This window comes from Modestobacter sp. KNN46-3, from assembly GCF_011039295.1.
This window is the reverse complement of the sequence record NZ_JAAKGN010000067.1, coordinates 1-24,096: the sequence shown is the minus strand read 5'-3', so window position 1 is coordinate 24,096 and position 24,096 is coordinate 1. Positions and strand designations below refer to the sequence as shown.

The window sequence follows — 24,096 nt, the reverse complement described above, 5'->3', positions numbered from 1 at the left end:
TGCAGGAGGGCGTCTTCTCGCTCTTCCAGATGGCCCGGGTGAGCGAGGCCTTCGGCCGGCTCCGCGAGGCCGGGCTGTTCTCGGTCTGCGTGCTCACCGACCCCACCTACGGGGGCGTGTCCGCCTCCTCGTCGACCTCGCCCCGGGGCCGGTCCGGCGCGTGCAGGGCCAGCAGCCGGACCAGCAGCGGACGCAGCTCGGCCCGGCTCTCCACCCGGTCGACCAGGCCGTGGGCCAGCAGGAACTCCGCGGTCTGGAAGTCGCTCGGGAGCTCGGCCCGGATCGTCTCCTGCACGACGCGGGGGCCGGCGAAGCCCACGTGCGCGCCGCGCTCGCCGACGAGGACCGAGGCCAGGGTGGCGAACGAGGCGGACACGCCCCCGTAGGTGGGGTCGGTGAGCACGCAGACCGAGAACAGCCCGGCCTCGCGGAGCCGGCCGAAGGCCTCGCTCACCCGGGCCATCTGGAAGAGCGAGAAGACGCCCTCCTGCATCCGCGCACCGCCGCTGGCGCAGACGGCCAGCAGCGGCAGGCCCCGCTCGAGCGCCAGCCCGGCGGCGCCGCTCACCCGGCGCCCGACCTCCACGCCCATGCTGCCGCCGAGGAAGCCGAAGTCCATGACGGCCAGCACCACGGGGGTGCCCCCGATCGCGGCCACCCCCACGACGACCGCCTCGGACTCCCCGGAGCGGTGCGCGGCGTCCCGCAGCCGGTCGGGGTAGGCGCGCAGGTCGGTGAAGCCGAGTGGGTCGCCCTCCCGTTCCGGGAAGACCGTCTCGGCGAAGCTCTCGGGGTCGACGAGCTGGTCGATGCGGGCCCGGGCGCCGAGCCGGAGGTGCGCGTCGCACTCCGGGCAGACGTGCAGGTCACGCTCGAGCCGTCTGCGGTAGAGCAGCCACCCGCAGGCGGGACAGGAGGTCCAGTCCGTCGGCGCCGGCGGTGCGGACACCCCGGGCGTGGTCATCGAGGAGCGTGTCATCTCGGCCTCTCAACCGTGTGCTGTCGCTCGCCTCATTCGGGCGAGGACGTCCAGTGGTAGAAGCGGCGGGCCATCGCGTCCTGCGGTGAGCGCCAGGTGGGGCTGTAGGCCTCGATGTAGGGCTGCAGGTCCGTGCTCACGGCGCGGAAGGCAGGCAGCGACTGGGCGACCTGCATCGCCTCCGCCGGGGGGCGGTCGAAGCCGACCAGGTGCACGTAGATGCCGTGGAACTGGAAGAGCGACCGGTGTCGCACCCCGATCTCGTGGGGCATCGAGGTCGCGTCGTAGCGACCGAAGACGGCGGCCACGTCGTCGGCGTGGGCCGGGTCCATCTTCGCGATGATCATCGTCTCGTGCACGGCTGCTCCTGCGGGCGTCGGGACCGGACGAACGAGGCGAACGCTAGGTCTGCGCCGGCCCGGCCGGCATCGGCCGCACGGGCGGTTCTGCAGGCGCACCCGGGGGCGTGGGTGGGGGCGCCGCCTCCACCGCGAGGAGGGGGACCGGCTCGCCCGGACGCCCGGGGTGGCCGTCCGCCGTCGGTCACCTCCACCGCCCGGCGCGGTCGGGTGGTGCACCCGGGGCCGGGGGGACCACGACCCGGGTATGAACCCCGGGTGCGTTCGGTGACAACGCGCCCAAGCCGGTGGCGCTCACCGTGCGTCATCCCCTAACTTCCGAGACCGGTGAGGTCCAGGCGGACGCCTCCTCGCGCCCGCCCGAGCGGAGTTGACAGGATGACCGGCGACCCGTCCCTCGGCACGGCCCGCGAGGCGCTGCCCGATGGCCCGGTCCGGGACGACGGTGCCTCTTTCCGGGTGCTCATCTGTGACGACCACGAGGTGCTCCGGCACGGCCTGCGGGCAGTGCTGCTCCGGGCGTCCGACCTGCGCGTGGTCGCCGACGCGGGGTCGGCGGCCGACGCACTCGCCCTGGCCGCCCGGTTCCGGCCCGACGTCACCGTCGTCGGGCTCGGGGCGTGGGGACCGGTCGTGGCCGAGCTGGTGCGCGCGCTGTGCGGACTGGGGGTCCGGGTGGTCCTGCTCGGTGAGCCCGGATCGGGCAGCGACCTGGTCGATGCCCTGCAGGCCGGTGCGTGCGGCTACGTGCACACCACGGTCAGTCCCCAGCGGCTGGTCGACGGCGTGCGGGCGGTGGCCCGGGGCGAGATGGTGCTGGACGCGGCGGCCACCGGCGAGCTGCTGCACCGGCTGGACGACGCACCGCGGCAGGCCGACGGCGCTCGGACGTCGTTCAGCGGGGTGCTGACCACGCGGCAGATGGCCGTGTCGCGGCTGGTCGCCGAGGGCCTCACCAACGCCGAGATCGCCGAACGGCTCGACGTCAGCCGGGCCACCGTCAAGGGCCACATCACGGTGGCCCTGCGTCGGCTGGGGCTGCGGGACCGCACCCAGCTGGCGATCCACTTCCACCGTGCGGCCGGCGACCTGCAGGCCTGAGCGCCTGCTGTGAGTTCCGTGGACGAGAACCGACACAGGAACTCGATTGTTCGTTACCGTTCCGTCACCGCGACTCCCGCCGGCCCACTGTGGCGGTCAGGGGCGGTGGTCGCGGTGGCATCAGGGGGAGTTCGCATGAGACTTGCCGACCCAGGGACCGAGACCGAGCACACCGATGCGCGCCCGCAGCCTGCCGACCCATCGAGCGTCCGGGCGGTGCTGCACGACGTCGTGGTCGTGCCGGACGGCCCGCCACCGCGGCCCGGCCTGCGGCCCTGCGCGCGGCGGACGCCCCGGCACCTGGTCCAGGTGCTGATCTGCGAGGACCAGGAGGTCTTCCGGCTCGGGCTCCGTGCGGTCTTCGAGGCCCAGCCCGACATCGCGGTCGTCGTCGAGACCGCCGACCTGATGGAGGTCGTGGCGGTCGCCGACGGCCCCGGGACGCGCGTCGTCGTCGTCCGGCAGAGCCTGGTCGGCAGCGCCGCGCTGCCGTTGCTGCGTGACCTGTGCCAGCGCGGGGTGGGCGTCCTCGTGCTCGCCGAGGCCGGCGGCGGTGGCCGGACCGGCCTGATGGACGTGCTGCAGTGCGGGGTCCGGGGGTTCCTGCCGCGTCGTGCCGCTGCCCAGCGGCTGGTGGAGGCGGTGCGCGCCCTCGCCCGCCAGGAGCCCGCCCTCGACGCCGCCGTGACCAGTCAGCTCGTGCGCCACCTGACCGGGGAGGTGCCCAGCCAGACCGTGGTGGCCCGGGCCCTCGACCGGCTGACCGAGCGCCAGCGCGAGGTGGCCGAGCTGGTGGCGCAGGGGCTCAGCAACGAGGAGATCGCCGGCCGGCTGTTCCTGAGCTCGGCGACGGTGAAGAGCCACCTGACGGCGGTGATGCGCCGGCTGGAGGTCCGGACCCGGACCCAGCTGGCGATCCTGGTCAACCGGGAGGACATCCCGGCAGCCTGAGACAGGACCGCCGCCCCTGGGGGGCGGCGGTCCTGTCTCAGACGACGTCGCGCCGGGTCAGCAGCAGGCCGGTCACGGTCGTGAACAGCACGAGGAACCCGGCGAGCACCCAGGCGGCCTGGGTCCCGTCGACGATCGCCGCCACCCCGGGCGTGCGCAGGGCCGCATCGGGCCCGGCGAGCGCGGCGACCAGCGAGCCGGCGTTGACCCCGGGCAACGCGGCCTGGGCGGCGTCGAACGCCCCGAGCAACGGCGCGGCGACGTTCACGATCAGGTTCTCCACGGCCAGCACCCAGACCAGCCCGAGCGCGATCGGCAGCGCGGTGCTGCGGAGCGCGTGCCCGAGCAGCAGGCCCAGCGCACCCCAGGTGGCCGCGATGAGCAGGCCGCCGCCGAGCCCGCGGAGGAGCCGGCCGACCGTCGGCCAGTCGGCGGCGGCGGATTCGCCGGCGGCGATCGCCCCGCTCGCCAGGGCGGTCAGCGCGAAGCTCACCAGCACGGCCACGGCCAACACCACGAGCAGGGCCAGGAGCTGGGCCGCCAGCACCTGGAGGCGGCGGGGGCCCTGGCCGAGCAGCGTCTTCAGGGTGCCCCAGCCGTACTCGCTGCCGGCCAGCAGGGCGCCGAGGGTGAGCAGCAGGGCACCACCGAACAGCGGCAGCCCGGAGAGCGAGTTCAGCACCAGCTGGTCGGGCAGCATGCTCGCCAGCAGCACCTCCGGCGGCAGTCCCTCGAACGTGGCGCCGCGCTGGTAGCTCACGTAGGGGATCACCGTGCTGAACACCAGCTGCAGCGCCGGCCACAGCCCGAGAAGCACCCAGGTGGCCGGCCGCCGGAGGAGCTTGGTCAGCTCGGCCCGGACCATGGCCCCCAGCGACCCCGCCGTCCGGCCGTTCGTCGGTGCGGGGCGTGCGGGCTCCGCCGTCCCCACCCCGGGGTCGTCGGTCTGCGTCGTCGCGCTCATCGCGCCGCTCCTCTCCGGGAGATCCGGGACAGCCGTCCGGTCCGTCGCGCCGGAGGAACGTCCGGATCGGGGCCCGCGGCGGCCAGCTCCGACCCGGTCATCTGCAGGAACACCGCCTCGAGGGTCTGCGCCTCCTGGCGGAGCCCGGACACCTCGACGTCGGCCAGCACCAGCGCCCGGTTGATCCGGGCGGCGTCCTCCGGCCCGGCCTGGGCGTGCACGACCCCGTCGACGACCGACACCCGTTCCGGGCCCAGCAGCCGGGTGGTGACCGCGGCGGCCTCGCCCAGCGGCTCGGCCTCGATCACCAGCCGGCGGAGCCCGAGCAGTTCGCCGACGCTGCTCTCCACCACCAGCCGGCCGGAGGAGATGACCGCCACCCGGTCGCAGACCTGCTCGACCTCACCGAGGAGGTGGCTGGACAGCAGCACGGTGTGGCCGTCGGCGGAGAGCCGCCGCAGCAGGGCCCGCATGTCGGAGATGCCCGCCGGGTCCAGCCCGTTGGTCGGCTCGTCCAGGACGACGAGCTCGGGGTCCTTGAGCAGCGCAGCGGCGACGCCCAGCCGCTGCTTCATGCCCAGGGAGTAGGTGCTGTAGCGGTCACGGGCGCGATCGGTCAGGTCGACGGTGCCCAGCACGGCGTCCACCCGGCCGGCGGGTGCACCGGCGTACCGGGCGAGCACGCGCAGGTTCTCCCGGCCGGAGAGGTACGGGTAGAACCCCGGGCCCTCGATCAGCGCGCCGACGCCCGCCGACGGGGAGCCGGCCGGCCGGCCGAGCACCGACGCCGTCCCGCTGGTCGGGCGGACCAGGCCCAGCAGCGCCCGCAGCGTGGTGGTCTTGCCCGCCCCGTTGGGGCCGAGGAAGCCGTACACCTCCCCGCGGCGCACGGTGAGGGAGAGGTCGTCGACGACGGTGCGCGGCCCGTAGCGCTTGGTGAGGCCGGCGATCACCACCACCTCGTCGCCGGGGCCGGACTCGACGAGTGGCCGCACACCGACGGCCTGCGCTGGGGGCATGGCGGGACTGTGCTCCTGCGGCTGCGCTGCTGTCGACGGCGACCCGGGGTCGATCCGCAATTCCCTCGGCGGACGGCAGACCTGCGGTGCGCGGGCCAACCAACGGCTGCGACCTGGGGCGCGTCCGGGGTGCGACCTCGGTCGCGGGTCGCCTCCTCCGCCGGTCGGGGGTTGCCACCTCGGGTGGGGAGAGTTGTCGACCCGCGGCGGCTGGGCGTGGTGCAGCGCGTCATCGAGGGTTGTCCTCGCCTCGGGACCCGATGCGGGACCGAGACGCCGGAGTGGGCGCCGCACCGGCGCGGCTCACCAGCGCGGTTCCTTTCCAGGAGGGCGAGAATGGACAGCAGCACCAGCACAACGAGGGCAGGCCGGGCCAGCTGGCGGACCCGTGGCCGGACGATCGTCCTGGCCGCAGCACTGACCGTCGGTGCCCTGCCGGTGGGCACCGCCGCCGCGGGTGGCCCCAGCACCCTGGTGGTGCGCCCGGGGGAGTCGATCCAGGCGGCGGTCGACCGGGCGTCCTCCGGCGACACCATCAAGATCGCGCCCGGCACCTACCAGGAGGCCGTGTGCGTCGAGGGCAAGGGCCTGAAGATCATCGGGTCCGGCCCCAACACGACGCTCATCACCTGGCCGGAGTGGGGCCAGGGCGCACCGCTGCCCGACGTCGCGCCCAACGCCTGCTGGACGGCCAGCGAGAACACGGACGCCGAGGGCGATCCCGGCACCCTGGCCGACGACGTGTCCGGGATCTTCTTCCTGAACCCGGACAGCCCGGTCACCGTCGCGAAGCTCGGCACCCGGAACCACCCGGCCAGCGGGATCGTCGGGTGGCAGGCCGATGGCTTCACCGTGAAGGCGACCTCGGGCATCGGCCACGAGCGGTACGGCGTGCTGGCCGCGGCGTCCACGGACATCACGATCGCCGGGAACGTCGAGCGGGGCGTCGACCGGGGTGCGCCCTGGTTCTCCGGCACCGGCGGCATCAGCGTCGGCGACTCCGACGGGGCGAACGCCCGGATCACCGCCAACTACGTCGAGGGCTTCAACCTCGGCATCTTCTTCCGCGAGTCACGTGGCGCGTCGATCACCGCCAACAAGGTGACCGGGAACTGCGTCGGTGTCCTCGTCTTCGACGACGCCGTCACGGAGATCCCGGACAACACCCGGCAGGTGCAGGGCGGTGACGTCACCATCAAGGCCAACGCCTCGATCGCCAACAACCGGTACTGCATCGCCGGGCGGGACGGCACCCAGCTGGTCTCCGGCGTGGGGATGTCCATCGCCAACGCGGACTCCGTGCGGGTGATCGGCAACCGGATCACCGACAACCGCCCGGTCGTCCCCGCCGGCCAGGCACCCACCAACTACCCGGGCGGCGGGTTGACGCTGGTCAGCTTCGCCCCGCCGCCGGGCACCCTCCCGCCGGGCGTCGCCGGGCCGGGACTGGTGGAGAACGTCGAGGTCAAGGCCAACCGGATCCTGGACAACGAGCCGGTGGACGTCTGGGTGACCCGGGCGATCCCGGGCACGCTGCTGCAGGAGGCCGGCCCGGGGATCACCTTCCGGGGCAACAACTGCCGGGTCAGTGACCCGGCGGAGATCTGCGCTCCCTGACCGACCCGGGCACCGGAGGCCCCCTCCCGTCCGCGGGAGGGGGCCTCGTCCACGGTGACCCACGAGGTGGAGCACGTCACCGACATCCTGATCCGGGACCATGCCCCGGACACCCACATCGAGCAGAACGGCTGACCACGTGCAGGACCGACCGCGGATGACGCTGACCGCCACCGTGCTCGACACCCCGGACCCGCGCGGGCTCGCGCGCTTCTACGCGACGATGCTCGGCTGGCCGATCGGCACCGACGACCCCGAGTGGGTCATGCTGCGCCCGGGCGGGCCGGGGTTGTCGTTCCAGTTGGAGGCCGACCACGTGCCCCCGGTCTGGCCGGCCGGCCCCGGAGACCCGCGGATGCAGGCCCACCTGGACGTCGCCGTCGACGACCTGGACGCGGCCGTGGAGTTCGCCCGGTCGCTGGGAGCGACCGTCGCCGAGTTCCAGCCGCAGGCCGACGTCCGGGTGATGCTGGACCCGGCCGGCCACCCGTTCTGCCTCTACCTCCCCGGGTGAGCCGGCCGGGCGCCGGCGGTCAGTCGCGCCCGGCGCCGACGCTGTCCGCCGGCCGGCGGGCCAGGCGTTCCCGCAGGAACGCCACGACCTGCGCGCGCGCCTCGTGCGTCGGGTGGCCGGGGGTCTCGACATCGGCACTGGTGAGCACCCGGTGCTCCTGCTGGCCGATCCCCGCCTCGTTGCCCGGCCGGTTGTTCAGCGACACCGGCAGCCAGCCGTCGCCGAACACCGCCCGCAGGGCCCGGAAGCGGTCGCTGGGCGCCGTGGTGTCCTCGCTGAACCGCAGGCCCATCAGGCGCAGGCCCTCGGTGGTGACCCGCGCCCGGATCACCTCGCGTTCCCGGTCGGACATCCCCAGGTCCCGCCGGCGTCCCGGGGTCAGCGGGAACGGCGTCGACGGCTGGCTGGCGACCGGTGCGAGCACGGCGGGTTCGGCGGCGGAGGCCAGCGCGAGCCCTCCGCTGACGCCCATCCCGATCACCCCGATCCCCGGGCCACCCACCCGGTCGCGCACCCGGCGGGCCGCGGCCCGGACGTACTCGGCCGCCGGCCGGTCGGCCCGTCGGGCGAGGGCGCGGAGCTCCCGGCTGGTGCAGGCCCCGGCGGAGCTGCGCACGGCGTAGCCCGGGCTCGTCGCCCGGCCCGGGTCGCCGAAGAGGCCCACGACGGTGACGGTGAACCCCGCACCGACCAGGTGGTCGGCCAGGTCCATCACCTCCGGCGTGAGGCCGGGCAGGTCGGGCAGCAGCACCAGGCCCGGCCCGGAGCCGCGCGTGTGCAGGGTGTGGGTGATGCCGGCGTTGGTGAAGGGCTCGGGTGCCCAGCCGGCCAGGACGGCGGATGACGACTCTGTCATCGGCTGATCGTGGAGCACGGAGGCCGATCGGTCGAGTCCTCGGCGAGGAGAACTGCTCGGTCCGCTTCCCGGCGACGCTGCTCGGGTCGCACGGATGCCCGCCGGGCCGGTGTTCCGTGACGATCCTGCGTCGGTTCCCCGGCTCGGCGTGTCCCACCCGCCGAGCCGGGTGAAGCTGGGTGGATGGATGACGCACAACCGGTCGAAGGACCGCGGGACGACGACGTGGCGCGGCGGGCACCGGCCGGCCGTGCCGCACTGTCCGGGCTGTTGGCGGCTGCGGCGGGCATCGGGGTGGTCGAGCTGGCCGCCGGCGCCGTCGACGGGGTGCCCTCGCTGGTCATCTCGGTGGGGGACGCCGTCATCGACAGCGTGCCCGGCTGGTTGGAGCGTGCCGCGATCGCCGCGCTGGGCACCAACGACAAGCCGGTGCTGCTGGCCTCGATCGGGCTGGTCGCCGCGCTGCTGGGTGCCGGCACCGGGCTGTTGGCACGGCGCTCGTTCGTGGCGGGTGCGGTCGCGTTCGTGCTGATCACCGCGCTCGGTGTCGCCGCCGGCCTCGCCGCGCCGGACGACTCCGCCGTCCTCACCGTGCTGGCCGGGGCGCTGGGCGCCGCGGTGGGGGTCGCGATCCTGTACCACCTGCTGGCTGCCGCGGCCGCGGAGACGCGGGCGTCGGACGGGCCCGGGACGACGGGCCGCCGCAACTTCCTCCTGCTGGCCGGCGGCGCGGCCGCGGTGGCGGTGATCGGTGGCGTCGGCAGCCGACTGCTCATGGGGCGCGAACGGCTGACCGAGCTGCGGGCGGCGATCCGGTTGCCCGTGCCGGTCCGGCCGGCGGGACCGGTGCCGGCGGGTGCCGACCTGGAGATCTCAGGCCTGACGCCGCTGTTCGTGCCGAACGAGGAGTTCTACCGGATCGACACCGCACTCCGGGTGCCGACCATCGACCCGGACGAATGGCGACTGGAGATCCGGGGGATGGTGGACAACCCGTTCACCCTCACCTACGCCGAGCTGATGGCGATGCCGCAGATCGAGGCCGACATCACCCTGTCCTGTGTCTCCAACGAGGTCGGCGGCGACCTGGTGGGCAACGCACGCTGGCAGGGGGTCCCGCTGTTCCGGCTGCTCGAGCGCGCGGGGCTGCAGGAGGGGGCGACCCAACTGGTCGGCCGGTCGGTCGACGGGTTCACCGCCGGGTTCCCCACCGTCACCGCCCTGGACGTCACCGAGGCGATGGTGGCCGTCGGGATGAACGGCGAGCCGCTGCCGGCCGAGCACGGCTTCCCGGCGCGGCTGGTCGTCCCCGGGCTGTACGGCTACGTGTCGGCGACCAAGTGGCTCTCCGCGATCGAGCTCACCGACTGGGACGTCGACGGCTACTGGATCCCCCGCGGCTGGGCCAAGGAGGGACCGATCAAGACCTCCACCCGGATCGACGTCCCGGGCCCGGGGCGGACCATCACCGCCGGGGAGCGTCCGATCGCCGGGGTGGCCTGGGCGCCCACCCGCGGCATCGAGGGGGTGGAGGTGCGCATCGACGACGGTCCCTGGCAGTCCGCGACGCTGGCCGAGCGCCTCGACGTCGACTGCTGGCGGCAGTGGTACCTGCCCTGGGACGCGACCCCGGGCGCCCACGTCATCACCGCCCGGGCCACCGACGGGCTCGGGGAGGTCCAAACCGACGAGCGCACCCCGGTGGCCCCGGACGGCGCCTCCGGGTACCCGGTGATCGAGGTCGTCGTCGAGGACTGACCGGCCCGGGGCGCCACTCCGCGGCCTGGTCCGTCAGGTGGCGGAACGTGACCGGACCGCAACCCACCCGGTCACTCGTTGCTGGGGTCCTCGGCCGGGTCGGGGAAGCTGAACCGCTCGAAGGGGTCGCTGTCGTCGGCGGACACCGGGACCTCGACGGTGATCTCGCCGGCCTCCTCGAACACGAACGTCACCGGGATCGACTGGGAGGAGCGCAGCTCCGTCTCCAGACCGACCAGGACGATCGAGGGCGAGCCCTCGGCCCCGATGTAGGTGTTGTCGTTCTGCGCGACGGTGATCTCGATCGCGTCCGACGGCTCTGCGCTCCCGCCGCCGCTGACGGCCTCCTCGAAGTCCGGGCCGGTGACGTCGACCAGGGTGACCGGCTCGGTGCCGATGTTGGTCAGCGCGGCGTAGAGCGGCACCTCCGCACCCACCTCGTGGAGCCCGTCGACCGGGTAGGCGAGCTCGACGCCCACGACCTCGACGTCGGAGTTGACGTCGACCGACGGGGCCTCGGGGCCACCGACGATCTCGCCGCCGTCGTCCGTCACGACCTCGCCCTCGTCGTCGTTGAGGCTGGGGGAGTCCTCCGTCTCGCCGCAGCCGGTGACGAGCAGCAGTGGGGTCGCGGCGGCGAGCGCGATGCCGGGCCACCGTCGGTACCGCGGGAGGTGCGAGGTCATGGGGGGTCCGTTCTCTCGGCGAGCAGGGATCTGCCAGCGCGTACCCGTCGGGTGGCGCGGTAGGCGTGTCGCTGAGGTCACGGTGTCGCAACGATGGCCGGGGTCCCCGGCGAAGCTGGGTAGCGGGCTCCTCATGAGCCGGCCCCTCACCACCTCGACCCAGTCGCCATCGGACCGCGAACCGCCGGAGGCACCCGGTCGCTTCGGCGTCCGCGCGGTCCTGGGGCTGGTGGCCCTCCTGGTCGGCGCCGTGCCGTTCCTCGCGCTGTGGCTGCTGGTCCAGGAGAGCTGGTCGCCGCTGGCCTCCCTCGACGGCGAGGTCGCGGCCGACCTGAACGAGGCGGTCAGCGGCTCGCCCGTGGCGGTGAGCGTGCTGCGCGGGGTGACCGACCTGGGCGGCACCGGCGCCTCGGTGCTGGTGACGGTGCTGGCGACGCTCTTCCTGCTCATCCGCCGGCACCGACGGCTGGCCGCGTTCGTCGCGGTCACCGGGATCGGCCTGCCCGTCCTGATCCTGCTCACCAAGTACGTGGCCGACCGCGCCCGCCCGGTGGTGCTGAACCCGGTGGTCGAGACCCCGGCCAACCAGAGCTTCCCCAGCGGCCATGCGATGACCGCCGTGGTGACCTGGGGCGTGCTGCTGCTGGTGCTGCTGCCGGTGGTCAGCCGCCGGGTGCGCCCGTGGCTGATCGCCGCGTTCGCGCTGCTGGTGTTCGCGATCGGGTTCACCCGGCTGGCCCTCGGCGTGCACTTCGTCTCGGACGTGCTGGCCGGCTGGGCGCTGGGGGCGGCCTGGCTGGCGATCACCACGATGACCTTCCGTGGCTGGCAGCACGACCGGCACGAGTACAGCGACGAGCCGCTGGACCCCCTGGAGGTCGACGCCGCGGAGGCCCCGCGGCCGGCTCCCACCCACCAGCCGGTGCTGCCCGCCGGCCGGACGACGGTCCTGCAGCTGGTCGGTGCGGCGGCGGCGTTGTCCGCCGTGCTCGTCGGGCTGGGGCTGCTGGTCACCCGCGTGCTGAGGGACACCGCTCTGGGCCGGTTCGACCAGAGCGTCACCGTCTGGTTCGTCGACCAGCGCACCGAGACGCTCACCACGGTGGCCGACGCGGTGGGGATGCTGTCCGGCACCCGGGCGGCCATCGCGGTCGGGCTCACCCTGGCGGTCCTGTCACTGGCCTGGGTGGGCAGCTGGCGCCCCGTCGTCTTCGTCCTGGTCACGATCGTCGGCGAGGTGGTCATCTACTTCGTCGTCGGCCTGGTCGTCGGCCGGGTCCGGCCGGACGTGGTCGACCTGACCGAGGGGCTGCCGGCCGGCGCCAGCTGGCCCTCCGGCCACTCCGGGATGGCCGTCGCCCTCTACGGCGCGCTGGCCGCGCTGGTCATCGGCTACGGGGTCAGCCGCTGGCGGTGGGCCGTGCTGGCGTTGCCGGTGCTGCTCGCGCCGGCGATCGGCATCACCCGGATCTACGTCGCCGCCCACTTCCCGACCGACGTCGCCGCCGGTCTGCTGCTGGGCACCGCGTGGGTGCTGGCGTGCGCCTGGGCCTTCGACCTCGGCTCCGGCCGAGGTCTCCGGCACCCCGCCCGAGGCGTGGCGATGGCCGGCCGGGCATGAGGCGCTGGTCCGTCCGTGTCGGGCCGGCCCTGCTGGCGGCCCTGGTCCTGCTCATCGGCTACGGCGTCCTGATCGAACCGCGGTTGGTCCTCGACGACGACCGGGAGGAGGTCGAGCTCCCCCGGCTGCCCGCAGAGGCGGCCGGACTGGAGGTCGCCCTCCTGGCCGACATGCAGATCGGCATGTGGTGGGCCAACACCGGGATGGTCGAGCGGGTGGTCGAGCGGGTCGTGGAGGACGAGCCCGACCTCGTGCTGCTGGGCGGGGACTTCGTCTACCACGCCGGTCCGGACGTCGAGCCCGAGGTGGCGGCGGCGTTGGACCTGCTGACCCCGCTGCTGGACGCCGGGATCCCCACCTACGCCGTCCTGGGCAACCACGACTACGCCAGCGACGCCGCGGAGGAGCTGACCGCCGCCCTGGAGGGCGCCGGGGTCCCGGTGCTGCTCAACGAGGCGGTGCAGGTGCCCGGCACGGGTGCCGACCCGCTGTACGTCGTCGGGGTCGGCCCGGTGCGCCCCGGTCTGGTCGACGTCGACCAGGCGCTGAGCGGGCTGCCGGAGGACGCGCCGCGGGTGGTCCTGATGCACAACCCGACGGCCTTCCCCGAGATGCCGCCCGGCAGCGCGCCGCTGACCGTGGCCGGGCACACCCACTGCGGTCAGATCGCGTTGCCCGGCCTGCCGCGCTGGAGCTGGCTCGGGCTGACCGAGGCGGAGCAGGTGGTCGCCGACGGGTGGTCACCGGCGGACTACGGCGCCGAGGGCAACGCGCTGTACGTCACCTGCGGCATCGGGTTCAGCGCGGTGCCGATGCGGGTCAACGCCCCGCCGCAGGTCGTGTTCTTCGAGCTGCAGCCGGCGGGGTGAGCGCCTCCCGCCGATGACTTCGACCCGCCCGCCCGGTCTCTGGGTGCACAGGCCGCCGTCCGGGCGGCCGGACTCCGGAGGTCTGCCATGCGCCCGCTCGTCGTCACCACGTTCCTCACCCTCGACGGGGTCGCCCAGGCTCCGGGCGGCCCGGCGGAGGACACCTCCGGCGGCTTCGCCCACGGCGGCTGGCTGGTGCCGCACTTCGACGAGGTCATGGGCGACCAGATGGACGCCTGGTTCGCCACCGCTCAGGACTTCCTGCTCGGCCGGCGCACCTACGAGATCTTCGCCGCGCACTGGCCGAAGATGCCGACCGAGGGCGATCGGATCGCCTGGTCGCTGAACTCGCTGCCGAAGCACGTCGCCTCCCGCACGCTGGAGTCGGTCGACTGGTCGGGCGCCCGGCTGATCGAGGGGGACGTCGCCGACGCCGTCCGCGCGCTGAAGGCCGACGACGGCGGTGAGCTGCAGGTGCACGGCAGCCTCGGCCTGGTGCAGACGCTGCTGGCGGAGGACCTGGTCGACGAGCTGCGGCTGGTCGTCTTCCCGGTCGTCCTCGGCTCCGGGCGGAAGCTGTTCGCCGAGGGCACTGTGCCGCGCACCTGGCGGCTGGCCACGTCGACGGTGTCCGGCACGGGGGCCGTCCTGGCCGGCTACCAGCGGGTCGGCGAGGTCGAGACCGGCTCGTTCGCACTCGACGAGGGCTGAGCCCGCCGGTCAGTCGGTGAGCTGGCGCAGGATCCGTTCCAGCTCGGCGCGGTCGGCGGCCGAGAGCCGGGCGAACAGCTCCTGGGAGTCCGCGGCCCGCGCGTCGTCCACCTCGCGCTGCACCCGGCGGCCGGTCTCGGTCGGCGTCAACCGCACCGCCCGCCGGTCGTCCGGGTCGCCGGCGCGCTCGACCAGCCCACGCTCCTGCAGCCCGTCGGCCACCTCGGTCGCCGATCGCGGGGCGATCCGCAGCGCCTCGGCCAGCTCGGAGAGCCGGACGCCGTCGCGGGCGCAGACCACCCGGAGCGCCCGGGCCTGGTGCGGGGAGAGGTCCCAGGGTGCGAGCGCGGCGATGAACCTGCGGCGCAGCGTCCGGGCGACCCGCATGAGCAGGTCGCCGAGCGTCGCCGTGCCGCGGTCCGTCACGGCGGGAATGCTACCTGCGGCCCTGAGGTTGCCACACCGTGAGGTAACCTCAGGAAAGCAGAGAGGGGTGGTCGCCATCGACCCCATGGACCCAGGTCGGGGAGGCGGGCGCTCCGGCGGGCGGCCCGACCCGGCCGACCGCGCCCAGCTGGAGCGCGCACCGGTGAGCTGGAGCCGCGTCGCGGGGCTGTTCCGCCCGTACCGGGCGCAGCTCGCCACCGTGGTCGCGCTCATCGTCGCCAGCTCCGCCATCGCGCTGGCCACGCCGTTCCTCATCCGGCTGGTCATCGACGAGGCGATCCCCGAGCAGGACGTGCCCCTGCTGGGTTGGGCGGTCGCCGGCATGGTCGCCGTCGCTGCGGTGACCGCCGTCCTCGGCGTGCTGCAGACCTGGCTGTCCACCACCGTCGGCCAGCACGTCATGCACGGCCTCCGGACGGCGGTGTTCACGCACCTGCAGCGCCAGTCGCTCGGCTTCTTCACCCGCACCAAGGGCGGCGAGGTGCAGTCCCGGCTCACCAACGACATCGGGGGCATGCAGTCGGTGGTGACCACGACCGCCACCTCGTTCGCCGCCAACGCCACCACCGTGATCGGCACGGTCGTCGCCATGGCCGTGCTGAGCTGGCGGCTGTCGTTGCTGTCCCTCGTCGTCCTGCCGCCCGCCGTCTGGCTGACCCGGCGGGTGGCCCGGATGCGTCGCACCATCACCGCCGAGCGCCAGCGGTCCCTGGCCGACCTGCACTCCCAGGTGGAGGAGGGGCTCAGCGTCAGCGGCGTGCTGCTGGGCAAGACCCTCGGCGCGGGCCCGGCCCAGTCCCAGCGGTTCGCCGGCACCTCCGACGTCCTGGTCGGGCTCGAGGTCCGGTCCCAGCTCGCCGGCCGCTGGCGGATGGCCACGATGAGCATCGTCTTCGCCGGGATCCCGGCGTTGATCTACCTGATCGCCGGGCTGCCCGCGACGTCGGGCGGGATGACCATCGGCACGCTCGTCGCGTTCACCGCGCTGCAGGGCGCGCTGTTCCGCCCGCTGATGGGCCTGCTGGACATCGGCGTCTCGCTGACCGCCTCGATGGCGCTGTTCAGCCGGGTCTTCGAGTACCTGGACCTGCCGGTCGACATCGACGACCCGGCCGACCCGGTGACCCTCGACCCGCGCGCGGTCCGCGGCGAGGTGCGGTTCGACCACGTCGGCTTCCGGTACCCCGACGGCGCCCGCGACGCGCTGGACGACGTCGACCTCACCGTGCCCGCCGGGGCGACCCTGGCGCTGGTGGGGGAGACCGGGTCGGGCAAGAGCACGCTCGCCTCCCTGGTCGCCCGGCTCAACGACCCCACCGCCGGGCGGGTCACCATCGACGGCGTCGACGTCCGCGACGTCACGCTGGCCGACCTGGCCCAGGTGGTCGGGGTCGTGGCGCAGGAGACCTACCTGCTGCACGGCACGATCGCCGAGAACCTGCGGCACGCCAAGCCCGACGCCACCGACGCCGAGATGGTCGAGGCTGCCCGCCGGGCGCAGGTGCACGAGGTCATCGCCGCGTTGCCGGCCGGCTACGAGACCGTCGTCGGAGCTCGTGGCCACCGGTTCTCCGGCGGGGAGAAGCAGCGGCTGGCGATCGCCCGCACACTGCTGCGCGACCCGCGGGTGCTGGTGCTCGACGAGGCGACCAGCGCGCTGGACAACACCACCGAGCGCGCCGTCCAGGCGGCCCTGGACGAGGCCAGCCGCGGCCGGACGACGATCACCATCGCCCACCGGCTGTCCACCGTGCGCGACGCCGACCTCATCGCCGTGCTCGCGCACGGCCGGGTGGTCGAGCAGGGCACCCACGAGGAGCTGCTGGCCCTCGGCGGCCGCTACGCCGCGCTGGCCGGCGCCGCCGAGCGGGAGGCCGTGCTCGCCGCCTGATCCACGGGCCGAGACGTTCCCGGGTCGACTCAATTGTGCCCAACCTGTTGCCGATGGCTGGGCATGACGACGACGTCGACCGGCGCCCCCGAGCATGTCCCGTTCCTGCCGCGCGGGGTCCGGTTGGACGAGGCGAGCTTCGTGGCCCGCCACCGGGTGATCTCCCTGGTGCTCGCCGCGCACGTCCCCGTGCTGGCCGGGATCGGGCTGGTCCGGGGTGTCGGCGGATGGCTGCTCTGGGGGCAGCTGGCCGTGCTGGCCGTGTTGCTGCTGCTGGGTCAGGTGCTGGGCGGTCAGGTCGCCCGGTCCAGCGCGGTCGCCCTCGGCCTGATGATCGGCGCCGACGTCCTCGTGCACGTCGGGGGTGGCCTCACCGACCTGCACATCTGGTTCTACGTCGTGCTCGCCCTGGTCGCGCTCTACCAGGCCTGGGCGCCCTTCCTGCTCGCCGTCGTCTTCGTCGCCGTGCACCACGCGGTGATGAGCCTGGCCATGCCCATGTCGGTCTTCTCCACCGAGGAGGCCCAGGCCGATCCGCTGCTCTTCGCCCTGCTGCACGCGGTGTTCCTGCTGGCCGAGGCGACGTTCCTGGCCTACGGCTGGAAGTTCGCCGAGCAGGCCGAACGGGCCCGGCAGGCACAGCAGCAGCTCGCCGAGGAGCAGTTGGCGGCCCAGGTGGCGGCCGAGGAGGAGCTGGCCGTGGAGCGGGCCAGGGTGGCGGCGGAGGAGGCGGCCCGCCTCTGCGAGCGCGCCAACCGGGCGGCCGCCCAGCAGGACCAGCTCGCGGGGCTGCTCGGCGCCGGGCAGCGGCTGGACGAGAACGTCGGGGTGGCCACCGAGGTCATGCAGGGGCTGCGCGCAGCGATCGGGGAGATCGCGGCGGCGGCGAGCCATGCGACGTCGACGGCGCACCGGGCCAGCGTCCAGTCCCGGGACAGTGCGGCCACGGTCGAGCGGCTGGCCGGCACCATGACCGAGATCGACCAGATCGCCAGCAGCATCTCCAGCATCGCCGACCAGACCAACCTGCTCGCCCTCAACGCCACCATCGAGTCGGCGCGCGCGGGCGAGTCGGGCAAGGGCTTCGCCGTGGTGGCCGGGGAGGTCAAGGACCTCGCGACGGAGACCGCCCAGGCCACCGAGCGGATCCGGCGGGTGGTCGACGCGGTCCGCGGCGACGTGGCCGCGGCCGGTGTCGCGCTGACCGGGGTGCAGGAGGTCATCCGCGGCGTCGTCGACGCCCAGACGACGATCGCGGCGGCGGTCGAGGAGCAGAACTCGGCGTCGGCGCAGGCGCAGGAGGCGATCACCGGGGCCTCTCGCGAGGCCGCCCGGATGGCCGCCGACCTGCGGGGTCTCGTCTCGGGGATGTGACCCGCCCGGGTCCGCCGCGAGGCCCGGCGAGTCGTCTCGGACGTCTTGACACCGTTTCGGATCCGCAACTAGCGTGACGCGCATCACTTGGGAAACCGCTTTCCCATTCTCCTCGAAGGAGTGGCATGCGCGCACTGCGTCGCACCCTGATCGTCACCGCGGCCGGAGCCCTGGCCGTCACGCTCGCCCCCACCGCGGCATCCGCGAACGGCCGGGACCCGGGCCGGGACCTCGGCCGGGAGGTGCTCGGCGCGCAGGACGGCTGGGCCGCCGCCGAGGGCGGCACCACCGGCGGCTCCACGGCCGACCCGGCGCACGTGTTCCACGTCCGCACCTGGGACGAGTTCCGTGCCGCCCTGGGTGGCGACGCCGCGCGCGGGGACACCACGCCGCGGATCGTCCACGTCCACGGCGTCCTGGACGCCCAGCGGCGCACCGCCGACGGCGCCGTCGACTGTGCGTCCTACGAGGTCGAGGGCTTCGACATGGCCGACTACATCGCGGCCTACGCACCGGAGGTCTGGGGCACCGAGACCGAGCCCACCGGTCCGCTGGAGGAGGCCCGGGCGGCGTCCGCGGACGTCCAGGAGGCCCAGGTGCGCCAGTACGTGGGCTCCAACGTCACGATCGTCGGGGTCGGCCGGGACGCCGGCATCGTCGGCGCCGCGCTCACCGTGCGCGGCTCGGACGACGTGATCATCCGCAACCTCCGGCTGTCCGACGCCTACGACTGCTTCACCGCCTGGGACCCCACCGACGGCGACGCCGGCGCCTGGAACGCCGCCTACGACAACCTGTGGCTCGCCGAGTCCACCCACGTGTGGGTCGACCACAACACCTTCGACGACGGGCAGAACCCGCCGGAGGCGCTGCCCGTCGTGTACGGCCAGAAGTTCGAGGTGCACGACGGCCTGCTGGACATCACCAACTCCTCGGACCTGGTCACGGTCTCCTGGAACGAGTTCCAGGACCACGACAAGACCAACCTCGTCGGCTCCTCCAACAGCCGCGTCGCCGACCGCGGCCGGCTGCGGGTCACCTTCCACCACAACCTGTGGGAGGACATCGGCCAGCGAGCGCCCCGGGTGCGCTACGGCGACGTGCACGTCTACAACAACTGGTACGTCGTCTCCGACCCGGCGGCCTACCAGTACAGCTGGGGCGTCGGCGTGGAGGCGGAGATCGTCGCCGACAACAACTTCGTCCAGCTGGCGCCCGGGGTCGACCCGGCGTCCTTCCTCGAGGACTGGCGCGGTGACGTGCTCGACGGCGCGGGCCTGGACGAGTCCGGGACGCTGGTCAGCAGTCGCTCCTGGCCGCGCCGGACCAGCCTGGTCGAGGCCTACAACGCCGTGGACGACCCGGACATCCCGACCACGGTGAGCTGGACGCCCACCTTCGTGGAGCGGATCGACCCGACGGTCGCGGTGCCGGCGCTGGTGAAGGTCAAGGCCGGCTCCGGCCGCCTCCGCTGACCGAGGGCGCCCTCCCCGCCGGTCCGGCGGGGAGGGCGTCGTCTCAGGTGCGGACCAGGACGTCGGGGCGCAGCAGCCCCAGCTCGTCCCGGGTGGTCGGCCACAGGCCGTCGGTGGTGAGCACCTCCGGGCCGCCGTCGCCCAGCAGCAGGGTGTCCTCGATCTTCACCCCGGGGGCGGACGGGTTCCAGGCGACGGCCTGTCCGGCCACCAGCTGGACCTCGCTCTCCGGGGTGGCGACCGGGTCGCGCCCCCAGTAGCCGGTCGGGCCGCCCTGGTGGTGCCGGGTCCACTCGTCGGCCGCGAAGCCCTGGTCGGCGTAGGCGCTGGCGCCGGCGGCGAAGACCTCACCGAGCGCGCGTCCGGGGGTGGAGGCGGCAAGGAACGCCGTCTCCACCGCGCGGATCCGTGCGTCGGCATCGGCCTCGGTGGCGGTCGGCGGCGCGAGGGCGACCCAGCGCGTCGCGTTCGCGATCAAGCCGTGCCGCCGCGCGCACACGACGAGCATCACCCGCCGGCCGAGCACCCCGTCGGTGGGCAGCGCATGCCGGAAGGGCAGCCGCGCCTCCCCGGCGACCAGGACGACGAACGGTTCGGCCCCACGGGCGATCAGCTCACCGCCGAGCCGGGCCGCAGCCTCGCGCTCGGTCGTCCGGGGCTCCAGCGACAGTGCGGTCGCGGTCAGCGCCTCGGCGGCGTCCCGGCCGAGTCGGCGGTACCGCTCGGTCTCGACCGGGAGCAGGCTCGCCCGGGCGGCCCGCAGCCCCTCCGCGGCGACCGGGTCGGCCTCGGTCAGCACTCCCCGGGTGCCCGGAGCCAGGTCGGGCCCCAGCAGCGGGGCCCACCAGTTGGTCACCTGCACCCGGACGTCGGCGGGCAGCTCCTCGGCGGCGAGCCGGTCGGCCTCGTTGTTCGGCACGAACACGGTGTCCCCGGCGGCGTCGACCACGACGGCGATCACCCCGTCCTCGGCGGACAGCTTGACGGCCGGCCGGGCGCCGTCCAGGTACCAGGACAGCGAGCCCACCGAGGTGAGCACCAGTCGCGCCTGCCCGGTCCGGCGCAGCAGGTCGAGCACGCGTTCGCGCTTGACCGCCCGATCGGCGGCCGACGGTCGGTCCAGGTGGTGCACGGTGTCCTCCGGTGGTTGGTCAGGCGAGCCGGCGGGTGCTGTCGCGCAGCACCACCTCGGCATGGACCTTGACGGCCTGGCTCGTGGTCTGTGGTTCGGTGTCCAGCGCGAGCTGCGCCGCCCGGGCGCCCATCTCCTCCAGTGGCAGGTGCACCGACGTGAGCGAGGGCACGACGTCGCGCAGCGGGGCGATGTCGTCGAAGCCGGCCAGCGAGACGTCGTCCGGCACGCGCACGCCGGCGGCCCGGAAGCCGGCCAGCGCGCCGAGGGCCATCACGTCGTTGACGGCGAAGACGCAGGTCGGCAGCGAGCCCTGGGCGATCAGCCGGGCGGCCAGGCTCTCCCCGCCCTCCCGGGTGAACTCCCCGTGCAGCACCTGCAGGTCGGCGACGTCGACCCCCTCGGCGACCAGGCCCTCCCGGAAGCCGGTCAGCCGGTCACGGGAGGTCAGCAGCCCGCGTGGCCCGGCGAGCACCGCGAAGCGGCGGTGACCCAGCCGGCACAGCTCGCGGGCCAGGGCGCGGGCCCCGGTGCGGTTCTGCGGCACCACGGCGTGGGTGCCCAGCCGGTCCTGGCTGATCACCGCGGCCTGGCCGCCGGCCGCCGCATAGCCCTCGAGCTCGTGGGCCAGCCGCTCGTTGTGCGCCCGGTCGGTGGTGCGGCTGCCGCAGATGATCAGGGCACGCACCCGGTGGGAGCGCATCGTCTGGACGAACTCCAGCTCGCGGTCGACGTCGCTGTGCGTGCTGGCCAGGAACACCACGAGCTCGCGCTCCTCGACCTGCCGCATCACCCCGCCGGCGATGCTGGAGAAGTACGGGTCCAGGACGTCGTGGATGATCAGGCCGACCACGTTGCTGGCCCCCCGGGCCACCGCCTGGGCCTGCGCGTTCGGCGTGTACCGGAGCTCCTGGGCCGCGGCCAGCACCCGGCCGCGATGGGGTTCACCGACCGAGCGGCTGCCGCTGAGCACCCGGGAGGCCGTGGCCAGCGAGACGCCGGCGTGGGCGGCGACCTCGGAGAGCAGCACGGGGCCGCTGCGCCGGACGGCGGGGGCCCCGACGACCTCGTCCGGCGTGGCCCGGCGGCCGGTCGGGCTCTCCCGAGCAGCGGTCATCGCCGTCCACCTTGGCCCGGCGCGGCCGTGAGCGCATCCCCGATGGCCTCGGAACCCGGCGTCCCGTCGGCCACCAGGGCCCGGAAGCTGCGGGTGGTGGCCGCCCCGGGGGCGAGCCGCACCGGGTGCTCGGCGGCCAGCTGGGAGCCCAGGCCCGGGTAGTCGTCGACGCGGACGAACCAGGGGTCACCCTGGGTGGTCTCGTCGGTGCCGGCCAGCGCCACGGTGAACGGCGCCGGGCCGGTGGCGGCGAAGGCCACCCAGGCCGTCCGGGTGCCGTGCACGGCGTCCTCGCCCTCGGCGTCCGGGCTCCACACCCGGGCCCCGGTCACCGGGGGGAACCGCCAGAACAGCCCGCCGTAGCCGGCGCCGCTGCGCCCGTTGGTGGCGGGGCTGCCCAGCTCCACCGGGGCGTCGGTGGTGTTGCGCAGGGTGGTGGTCAGGTCGAGGGTCCAGGCGCCGGGGAGCGGGGCGGGCGCCGCCTTCACGGTGCGCTCCTCGGTGAGCAGCGTGGGCCCGTCCGGGCCCAGCCAGTCGAGGGTCTCCCGGAAGCCGTCGGGTGCCTGCGCCGTCCACCCGGTGTGCACCTGGCGGCCGTGGTCGGCCCGCCAGGTGTAGCCCTGGTCGCGCAGGTAGGTGCGGCCGCCCCAGACGTTCGCGCCGCCGACGTCCTGCAGGGTGACCGAGACGCCCAGGTGCCAGCGGTGGTCCTCGGGCTGGGCGTCGGTGACCGGGGTGCCGGCCAGCGTGCTGACCGGGTGCAGGAACGGCCGGGGGGCGAGCACGCCGGGGAGCCCGGCGCCGTCCCAGCAGGTGGCGACCACGGTGCCGGCGACCGTCAGCGTGGCCAGGATCGCGCCGGCCGGGGACGGCTCCTCGGGGACGTGCCCCTGGTGCAGGGCCTTGAGCGCCATGGTCAGTGCCCCACCGGGGACGGCGCGGCACCCGGCCGCCGCACGGTCGGGGCCGTGGCCCAGGGAGCGCCGAGCTCGGAGAACAGCCGCAGCTCCTCCGCGGCCCGGTCGACCAGCGCGTCGATGCCCGGGACGACCTGGTGGGCGGTGGTGCCCTCGCCCTCGGCCCGCCGGTACCCGGCCGGGACCTCCGCCGGGTCCGGGGCGCAGCGCACCGCCTCCACGACCTCCATGAAGGAGCGCGTCGCCGACGGGGGGACGAGCAGCGGCCGGGTGCGGTCGCCGAGGTGGGCCAGCAGGTCCTCGAGCAGGTCGGCGGCGTCGTGCGTCGTGGTCTCGTCGACGCCGTCGGCCTGCAGCCGGACCTCACCGGTCTTGTAGGAGAGCGTGATCCGCCCGGTGCTCCCGTGCACGACGAGGACGGGGTCGCGAGGGTGCTCAGCGGCAAGCGTCGCGGCGATGGTCACGACCGTCCCGTCGGCGGTGCGGATCCGCAGGCAGGAGGTGTCGTCGGCCTCGATCGGGTTCGCCCGGTAGAGCTCGACCTCGATGGTCTCCAGCGAGCCGGCACCGGTGGCGCCGGCCAGGGCCAGGGCGGTGGCGACCGCGTGGGCGAAGGGGTTGGTCAGGGCGCCGTCGACGACCGGCACCCCGTCGACGCTGCGCCGCCCGGCCCAGCCGGCCCGGCCGTAGTAGGACGCGTCCCGGACCCACGCGCAGGCGCCGCCGATGCCCCGGACCGCGCCGATCGCCCCGCCCTCGACCAGCGAGCGCACCCGGCCGATCGCCGCCGAGCCCAGGCTCTGGAAGCCGATCTGGCAGGCCGCCCCGGTGCTCTCGATGCCCTCGACCAGCCGGTCGAACTCGGCCAGCGTCGGGGTGGGGGGCTTCTCCAGCAGCACGGCGCTGCCCGTCCGGGCGGCGGTGAGCGCCAGGTCGGTGTGGGTGTGGATCGGCGTGCAGATGATGGTCACGTCGGGGCTCGTCGCCGCGAGCAGCTCGTCCAACGAGGCGGCGACGGGGACGTCGCCGGCCAGTGCGCGCAGCTCGTCGTCCAGCGGCCGCGGATCGCAGATCCCGACCAGACGGACGTCGCCGGCCGCAGCCAGCCGGCGCAGGTTCTGCAGGTGCCAGCGACCGTGGCCGTGGGCTCCGACGAGCACCACCCGGCCAGCGCTGCGGGACTGTTCTGGCACGTGATCCCCCTTGACCGAGCCAGTCGTCGGCGCGGTCGCCGACGGGACGCTGAGCGTAGCCAGACCTGCCGCGATGGGAAAGGGCTTGCCGACGCGTCGGTCTCGACGCGCCGGGCCGGAAGTCGCGGGTTAGCGCGGACACCGAGGTCAGAGGGGTGCGATGGTGCTCGTGGCCGGATCGTGACCGGGTGGCCCGAGTCGACTCGTTGACAGGCCGGAGCGGACGCGAGTAGAAAGCGCTTACCCACTTGTGAGGCAGCGCACAGCGGCAGCCGGGTGGCCCGGGCGGTCCCGTCGAGCGTTGACAGCAGTTCGGCCGGGGGTCTAGAAAGCGCTTGCCAACATGTGAGCCACTGCACATCCGACGCACCGGACGAAGCCGTCCGACGAGCTGCACAGAGAGGTGAGAGCCCGTGTCGTCAACGCTCGACGTGCCGTCGCGCGAACGCTCGCACGACGAGGCTCCCGGAGCCACGGGTCGTGCTGCGCCCCGTGGGCGGAAGTGGTGGACGGCTCGGCTCACGCCGTACCTGTTCCTCGCTCCG

22 protein-coding genes are annotated in these 24,096 nt (G+C 74.4%); 11 read left to right on the top strand and 11 right to left on the bottom strand.

Features of this window, described 5'->3' with window-relative positions; genetic code table 11:
• Positions 1-106 precede the first annotated feature (106 nt).
• Positions 107-964, bottom strand: coding sequence for an acetyl-CoA carboxylase carboxyltransferase subunit beta (locus G5C62_RS14980; RefSeq protein WP_241175912.1), 858 nt, complete (start codon positions 962-964; stop codon positions 107-109).
• A gap of 47 nt (positions 965-1,011) precedes the next feature.
• Positions 1,012-1,338 carry a TcmI family type II polyketide cyclase gene (locus G5C62_RS14975; RefSeq protein ID WP_036333928.1) on the bottom strand — a complete coding sequence of 109 codons (327 nt, stop codon included), beginning with the start codon at positions 1,336-1,338 and terminating at the stop codon, positions 1,012-1,014.
• 378 nt (positions 1,339-1,716) lie between these two features.
• On the opposite strand from G5C62_RS14975, the gene G5C62_RS14970 reads away from it, so the two are divergent.
• Both G5C62_RS14970 and G5C62_RS14965 read left to right on the top strand, forming a co-directional pair.
• Positions 1,717-2,439 (top strand): response regulator transcription factor, encoded by a 723-nt coding sequence (locus G5C62_RS14970; protein ID WP_164701618.1) that lies wholly within the window; start codon positions 1,717-1,719, stop codon positions 2,437-2,439.
• Between the two features lie 135 nt (positions 2,440-2,574).
• The gene (locus G5C62_RS14965) at positions 2,575-3,390 is read left to right on the top strand and encodes a response regulator transcription factor (protein ID WP_164701617.1); all 816 of its coding nucleotides are present in this window, start codon (positions 2,575-2,577) and stop codon (positions 3,388-3,390) included.
• Between the two features lie 37 nt (positions 3,391-3,427).
• Here G5C62_RS14965 and G5C62_RS14960 read toward each other — a convergent pair whose 3' ends face one another.
• Both G5C62_RS14960 and G5C62_RS14955 read right to left on the bottom strand, forming a co-directional pair.
• Positions 3,428-4,354, bottom strand: a complete 927-nt coding sequence (locus G5C62_RS14960; protein ID WP_241175911.1) for an ABC transporter permease subunit — start codon at positions 4,352-4,354, stop codon at positions 3,428-3,430.
• Positions 4,351-5,373, bottom strand: coding sequence for an ABC transporter ATP-binding protein (locus tag G5C62_RS14955; protein ID WP_164701616.1), 1,023 nt, complete (start codon positions 5,371-5,373; stop codon positions 4,351-4,353). Before G5C62_RS14955 ends, G5C62_RS14960 begins: the two co-directional genes overlap by 4 nt.
• Before the next feature lie 336 nt (positions 5,374-5,709).
• Between G5C62_RS14955 and G5C62_RS14950 the strand changes: the two genes are divergently transcribed.
• Positions 5,710-6,990, top strand: coding sequence for a right-handed parallel beta-helix repeat-containing protein (locus G5C62_RS14950; protein ID WP_164701615.1), 1,281 nt, complete (start codon positions 5,710-5,712; stop codon positions 6,988-6,990).
• A gap of 157 nt (positions 6,991-7,147) precedes the next feature.
• Complete coding sequence (locus tag G5C62_RS14945; RefSeq protein WP_036333930.1) at positions 7,148-7,504, top strand: VOC family protein; 357 nt, start codon at positions 7,148-7,150, stop codon at positions 7,502-7,504.
• Between the two features lie 19 nt (positions 7,505-7,523).
• On the opposite strand, the gene G5C62_RS14940 is transcribed toward G5C62_RS14945, so the two are convergent.
• Entirely contained in the window at positions 7,524-8,360 is an 837-nt protein-coding gene (locus G5C62_RS14940) for a dienelactone hydrolase family protein (protein WP_164701614.1), read from the bottom strand.
• Between the two features lie 183 nt (positions 8,361-8,543).
• Between G5C62_RS14940 and G5C62_RS14935 the strand changes: the two genes are divergently transcribed.
• Positions 8,544-10,118, top strand: a complete 1,575-nt coding sequence (locus G5C62_RS14935; protein ID WP_164701613.1) for a molybdopterin-dependent oxidoreductase — start codon at positions 8,544-8,546, stop codon at positions 10,116-10,118.
• A gap of 71 nt (positions 10,119-10,189) precedes the next feature.
• On the opposite strand, the gene G5C62_RS14930 is transcribed toward G5C62_RS14935, so the two are convergent.
• On the bottom strand, positions 10,190-10,804 hold the full coding sequence (locus G5C62_RS14930; protein ID WP_036333932.1) for a copper chaperone PCu(A)C: 615 nt from the start codon (positions 10,802-10,804) through the stop codon (positions 10,190-10,192).
• Positions 10,805-10,937: 133 nt separating this feature from the next.
• Between G5C62_RS14930 and G5C62_RS14925 the strand changes: the two genes are divergently transcribed.
• The 3 genes from G5C62_RS14925 to G5C62_RS14915 all read left to right on the top strand — a co-directional run bounded on the left by G5C62_RS14925 (position 10,938) and on the right by G5C62_RS14915 (position 14,005).
• Complete coding sequence (locus G5C62_RS14925; protein WP_164701612.1) at positions 10,938-12,425, top strand: phosphatase PAP2 family protein; 1,488 nt, start codon at positions 10,938-10,940, stop codon at positions 12,423-12,425.
• A complete protein-coding gene (locus G5C62_RS14920) occupies positions 12,422-13,294 on the top strand; it encodes a metallophosphoesterase (RefSeq protein ID WP_164701611.1) in 873 nt (290 codons plus the stop codon). The genes G5C62_RS14925 and G5C62_RS14920 overlap by 4 nt, the downstream gene beginning before the upstream one ends.
• Before the next feature lie 87 nt (positions 13,295-13,381).
• Entirely contained in the window at positions 13,382-14,005 is a 624-nt protein-coding gene (locus tag G5C62_RS14915; RefSeq protein ID WP_164701610.1) for a dihydrofolate reductase family protein, read from the top strand.
• 9 nt (positions 14,006-14,014) lie between these two features.
• On the opposite strand, the gene G5C62_RS14910 is transcribed toward G5C62_RS14915, so the two are convergent.
• Positions 14,015-14,431: a MarR family winged helix-turn-helix transcriptional regulator gene (locus G5C62_RS14910; protein WP_206330659.1), complete on the bottom strand. Its 417-nt coding sequence runs from the start codon at positions 14,429-14,431 to the stop codon at positions 14,015-14,017.
• Between the two features lie 67 nt (positions 14,432-14,498).
• Here G5C62_RS14910 and G5C62_RS14905 point away from each other — a divergent pair, with 67 nt between their 5' ends.
• From G5C62_RS14905 to G5C62_RS14895, 3 genes are all read left to right on the top strand, one after another.
• Positions 14,499-16,343: an ABC transporter ATP-binding protein gene (locus tag G5C62_RS14905; RefSeq protein ID WP_277424784.1), complete on the top strand. Its 1,845-nt coding sequence runs from the start codon at positions 14,499-14,501 to the stop codon at positions 16,341-16,343.
• Positions 16,344-16,406: 63 nt separating this feature from the next.
• The gene (locus G5C62_RS14900) at positions 16,407-17,717 is read left to right on the top strand and encodes a methyl-accepting chemotaxis protein (protein WP_164701608.1); all 1,311 of its coding nucleotides are present in this window, start codon (positions 16,407-16,409) and stop codon (positions 17,715-17,717) included.
• Between the two features lie 125 nt (positions 17,718-17,842).
• Complete coding sequence (locus tag G5C62_RS14895; protein ID WP_164701607.1) at positions 17,843-19,192, top strand: polysaccharide lyase family 1 protein; 1,350 nt, start codon at positions 17,843-17,845, stop codon at positions 19,190-19,192.
• 43 nt (positions 19,193-19,235) lie between these two features.
• Here the strand turns inward: G5C62_RS14895 and G5C62_RS14890 are convergent, their stop codons facing one another.
• From G5C62_RS14890 to G5C62_RS14875, 4 genes are read right to left on the bottom strand one after another with little or no spacing between them, the layout of a single operon-like run.
• Positions 19,236-20,324 (bottom strand): Xaa-Pro peptidase family protein, encoded by a 1,089-nt coding sequence (locus tag G5C62_RS14890; RefSeq protein ID WP_206330658.1) that lies wholly within the window; start codon positions 20,322-20,324, stop codon positions 19,236-19,238.
• Positions 20,325-20,343: 19 nt separating this feature from the next.
• Positions 20,344-21,441, bottom strand: a complete 1,098-nt coding sequence (locus G5C62_RS14885) for a LacI family DNA-binding transcriptional regulator (RefSeq protein ID WP_164701606.1) — start codon at positions 21,439-21,441, stop codon at positions 20,344-20,346.
• Positions 21,438-22,355, bottom strand: a complete 918-nt coding sequence (locus G5C62_RS14880; protein ID WP_164701605.1) for a PmoA family protein — start codon at positions 22,353-22,355, stop codon at positions 21,438-21,440. Before G5C62_RS14880 ends, G5C62_RS14885 begins: the two co-directional genes overlap by 4 nt.
• A gap of 2 nt (positions 22,356-22,357) precedes the next feature.
• Positions 22,358-23,551 carry a Gfo/Idh/MocA family protein gene (locus tag G5C62_RS14875; protein ID WP_241175910.1) on the bottom strand — a complete coding sequence of 398 codons (1,194 nt, stop codon included), beginning with the start codon at positions 23,549-23,551 and terminating at the stop codon, positions 22,358-22,360.
• Positions 23,552-24,096 lie beyond the last annotated feature (545 nt).

Coding starts and splice junctions, on each gene's coding strand:
- G5C62_RS14945 (WP_036333930.1), top strand. CDS start 7,148: ATGACGCTGACCGCCACCGTGCTCGACACCCCGGACCCGCGCGGGCTC.
- G5C62_RS14930 (WP_036333932.1), bottom strand. CDS start 10,804: ATGACCTCGCACCTCCCGCGGTACCGACGGTGGCCCGGCATCGCGCTC.
- G5C62_RS14915 (WP_164701610.1), top strand. CDS start 13,382: ATGCGCCCGCTCGTCGTCACCACGTTCCTCACCCTCGACGGGGTCGCC.
- G5C62_RS14885 (WP_164701606.1), bottom strand. CDS start 21,441: ATGACCGCTGCTCGGGAGAGCCCGACCGGCCGCCGGGCCACGCCGGAC.
- G5C62_RS14935 (WP_164701613.1), top strand. CDS start 8,544: ATGGATGACGCACAACCGGTCGAAGGACCGCGGGACGACGACGTGGCG.
- G5C62_RS14955 (WP_164701616.1), bottom strand. CDS start 5,373: ATGCCCCCAGCGCAGGCCGTCGGTGTGCGGCCACTCGTCGAGTCCGGC.
- G5C62_RS14940 (WP_164701614.1), bottom strand. CDS start 8,360: ATGACAGAGTCGTCATCCGCCGTCCTGGCCGGCTGGGCACCCGAGCCC.
- G5C62_RS14970 (WP_164701618.1), top strand. CDS start 1,717: ATGACCGGCGACCCGTCCCTCGGCACGGCCCGCGAGGCGCTGCCCGAT.
- G5C62_RS14900 (WP_164701608.1), top strand. CDS start 16,407: ATGACGACGACGTCGACCGGCGCCCCCGAGCATGTCCCGTTCCTGCCG.
- G5C62_RS14965 (WP_164701617.1), top strand. CDS start 2,575: ATGAGACTTGCCGACCCAGGGACCGAGACCGAGCACACCGATGCGCGC.
- G5C62_RS14920 (WP_164701611.1), top strand. CDS start 12,422: ATGAGGCGCTGGTCCGTCCGTGTCGGGCCGGCCCTGCTGGCGGCCCTG.
- G5C62_RS14895 (WP_164701607.1), top strand. CDS start 17,843: ATGCGCGCACTGCGTCGCACCCTGATCGTCACCGCGGCCGGAGCCCTG.
- G5C62_RS14960 (WP_241175911.1), bottom strand. CDS start 4,354: ATGAGCGCGACGACGCAGACCGACGACCCCGGGGTGGGGACGGCGGAG.
- G5C62_RS14925 (WP_164701612.1), top strand. CDS start 10,938: ATGAGCCGGCCCCTCACCACCTCGACCCAGTCGCCATCGGACCGCGAA.
- G5C62_RS14950 (WP_164701615.1), top strand. CDS start 5,710: ATGGACAGCAGCACCAGCACAACGAGGGCAGGCCGGGCCAGCTGGCGG.
- G5C62_RS14980 (WP_241175912.1), bottom strand. CDS start 964: ATGACCACGCCCGGGGTGTCCGCACCGCCGGCGCCGACGGACTGGACC.
- G5C62_RS14880 (WP_164701605.1), bottom strand. CDS start 22,355: ATGGCGCTCAAGGCCCTGCACCAGGGGCACGTCCCCGAGGAGCCGTCC.